General features: G+C 69.3%; 3 protein-coding genes, 1 tRNA gene and 1 other RNA gene. 1 reads left to right on the top strand and 4 read right to left on the bottom strand.

Annotation, left to right across the window (positions count from 1 at the left end; all coding sequences use genetic code 11):
• On the bottom strand, positions 1 to 1351 hold a 1351-nt coding region (locus AOJ26_RS40265; RefSeq protein WP_159044523.1), incomplete at its 3' end, for a DNA polymerase III subunit gamma and tau.
• A 97-nt stretch (positions 1352 to 1448) separates the two neighbouring features.
• Positions 1449 to 1547: signal recognition particle sRNA small type (gene ffs, locus AOJ26_RS41330), an RNA gene on the bottom strand.
• 72 nt (positions 1548 to 1619) lie between these two features.
• Here ffs and AOJ26_RS40260 point away from each other — a divergent pair.
• Positions 1620 to 1707 (top strand) — tRNA-Ser (locus AOJ26_RS40260).
• 501 nt (positions 1708 to 2208) lie between these two features.
• Here AOJ26_RS40260 and AOJ26_RS40250 read toward each other — a convergent pair.
• Both AOJ26_RS40250 and AOJ26_RS40245 read right to left on the bottom strand, forming a co-directional pair.
• Complete coding sequence (locus AOJ26_RS40250) at positions 2209 to 2640, bottom strand: DUF7144 family membrane protein (protein WP_234358803.1); 432 nt, start codon at positions 2638 to 2640, stop codon at positions 2209 to 2211.
• 126 nt (positions 2641 to 2766) lie between these two features.
• On the bottom strand, positions 2767 to 3019 hold a 253-nt coding region (locus tag AOJ26_RS40245), incomplete at its 5' end, for a response regulator transcription factor (RefSeq protein WP_199828929.1).

Here is a 3019-nt window from a genome sequence, read left to right as displayed (position 1 = left end):
CGCCTGGACCGCCGGAGCCTCCTGCCCCTCCCTGCGCGCGGACCGCCGCCCGGGCCGCGGCCGGACCGCCGCCCGGCGGCACCGGGGCCGAGGGCGGCACGGCGGCCGTCGAGGGGCCCGGGACGGCCCCCCCGTGCGCCTCCGGGCCCGGTACGTAGCCCATCGCGGGAGCGCCGCCGCCGGCCGAGAAGTTCACGCCGCGCTCGATGCGGTCGAGGCGGGCCATGACCGAGCGCTCGTCCCCGTAGGCCGCGGGGAGCAGCACGCGCGCGCAGATGAGTTCGAGCTGGAGACGGGGCGAGTTGGCACCGCGCATCTCCGTGAGGCCTTCGTTGACGAGGTCGGCGGCGCGGCTGAGCTCGGCCGCGCCGAAGGTGCCGGCCTGGGCCTGCATGCGTTCGATGACGTCGGCGGGGGCGTCGATGAGCCCCTTCTCGGCGGCGTCCGGAACGGCGGCGAGGATGACCAGGTCCCGCAGCCGCTCCAGCAGGTCGGCGACGAAGCGGCGCGGGTCGTTGCCCCCCTCGATGACACGGTCGACGACCTCGAAGGCGGCGGCGCCGTCACCGGTGGCGAAGGCCTCGACGACGGAGTCGAGCAGGGAGCCGTCGGTGTAGCCGAGGAGCGAGGTGGCCATGGCATACGTCACACCCTCCTCGCGCGCGCCGGCGAGGAGCTGGTCCATGACGGACATGGAGTCACGGACGGACCCCTGACCGGCCCGCACGACGAGCGGGAGCACCCCGTCCTCGACGGGGATGTTCTCCTTGCCGCACACCTCGCCGAGGTACTCCCGCAGGGTGCCGGGCGGTACGAGCCGGAAGGGGTAGTGGTGGGTCCGCGACCGGATCGTCCCGATGACCTTCTCGGGCTCGGTGGTGGCGAAGATGAACTTGAGGTGCTCCGGGGGCTCCTCGACCACCTTCAGCAGGGCGTTGAACCCGGCCGAGGTGACCATGTGGGCCTCGTCGATGATGTAGATCTTGTAACGACTGCCGGCCGGCCCGAAGAACGCCTTCTCCCGTAGCTCACGGGCGTCGTCCACGCCACCGTGGGACGCCGCGTCGATCTCGATGACGTCGATGGAACCCGGGCCGTTCCTCGCGAGGTCCCGGCAGGACTGGCACTCGCCGCAGGGGGTGGGCGTGGGTCCCTGCTCGCAGTTCAGGCACCTGGCCAGGATGCGGGCGCTGGTCGTCTTGCCGCATCCGCGCGGACCGCTGAACAGGTACGCGTGATTGACCCGGTTGTTCCGCAGCGCCTGCTGCAACGGGTCGGTGACATGCTCCTGCCCGATGACCTCGGCGAACGACTCCGGGCGATAGCGGCGGTACAGCGCGAGAGACGACACGCATACGAGGTTATAGGCGCCCACTGACAACCCGACCCCGCGCGGACACTCAGCCCTGGCGCTCAGCCCGGCTCTCCGTCCAGCGACTCCGTCCGGGAACGCGAACGCCCCCCACGCACCCGCCAGAGCCGACCTACCCTTGCTGCCTTCCGGCCCTGGGGGAGTTCAGTCAGATAGCGCCGCGTGAGGGGCTGCCCAAACAGTACCCGATGGCAGGGGGTGGGAACGAGTTCGCGAGCACTCCTCAACGTCTTGTATTGTTTGCCGCGGAGGATTCGCCTAGAGGCCTAGGGCGCACGCTTGGAAAGCGTGTTGGGGGCAACCCCTCACGAGTTCGAATCTCGTATCCTCCGCCAGTGCCTCACCGGGCACGATGTCGAAGGGCCCCACCGTTCGCGGTGGGGCCCTTCGACGTTGTCCGTCTCAGTTGGTCCCCGGTCGCTTGCTTTGGTTCGGGGGCAGCCCACTTCGATGCGGAAGGATGAGCGGGTGAGTCACATGGACATGAGTGAGCGCGAGTACTGGGCCTATGTCTCCGAGGGCCCCGAGATCTTCGTGGGTCAGGCCACACTCGCCCGGGTGGAAGGTTTCCTGATCGGCTGGTCCGCCACATCGCCCTCCCTGATGAACACTGGAGTCACTGGGAGCTCTCGCAAGAGCAGGAAGAACGTGTCATAACAACCCTTTTCACCCTGCTCGATGACTTCCTCTTGGAACGGGAAGAGGAGACCCACACGCTCTGACCTCTCCGCATCGAGCTTCAGCCTGCTCGATGCGGCTCCAGAGCGCCTCACCGGGCACGACGTCGAAGGGCCCCGCTGTTCGCAGCGGGGCCCTTCGACGTTGTCCGTGTGGGTTCAGCGGTCCGCGCCCGTTCCGGCCTGGAGCCTCGTCAGGGCGAAGATGATCAGGAGGTCGAGTGCCATCACGGGGATGGCCCACAGCGGGTAGTACGGGACGAACATGAACTGGGTGATCAGGCTGATCCCCGCCGCCGCCGCACCGGCCCCGCGACTCCAGCTCTGGTTGGTCACGACTCCCAGGCCGGCGACGGTGAGCGCCAGTCCCACCACGATGTGGATCCAGCCCCAGGCGGTCAGGTCGAACCGATAGGCGTACTGGGACGCGGCGAACAGGTTGTCGCTCGCGATGCCGGACGCCCCCATGAGGATGCTGAGCGGTCCGCTGAGCAACATCACGGCCCCGGCGAACACGGACGCACCGCTGAGTCCTGCGTTGTCGCCCGGCCTTCCGTACCCCCGCCGGGTCTCGCTCGGCGTCGTTGCCATGGCTGTCACCTTCCTGTACGACGCGATCACCGACGCACAGTGCCCCTGCGACGGCGGCCTCGCTCCACTGACAGGATCACCGCGATCCCTCGGCACCGCGACCGCAGCCCCCGGCGGTGCGCCCCCTCACGCCCCCACCGCCCGAGCCAGCAACATCACCCGGTTGTTCGTCGCCGTCTTGGTGAAGACCGACTTGAGGTGGTCCTGGACGGTGTGTTCGGAGAGGGACATGCGCTGGGCCACCGTGCGGCTGTCGCCGCCCTTGGCCAAGTGGCCGAGTACGTCGGCCTCGCGCGGGGTCAGGGCGAAGCACGTGGCGAAGAGGGCGAGCCGTTCCGCCGGGGACGTCTCCTCCAGGGTGAGGGCGATGCTGTGGCGG

It is taken from the genome of Streptomyces sp. NRRL B-24085, assembly GCF_001282115.1.
GTDB lineage: Bacteria > Actinomycetota > Actinomycetes > Streptomycetales > Streptomycetaceae > Streptomyces.
Note: the sequence above shows the minus strand (reverse complement) of the source record. Positions and strands in the feature narration are given on the sequence as shown.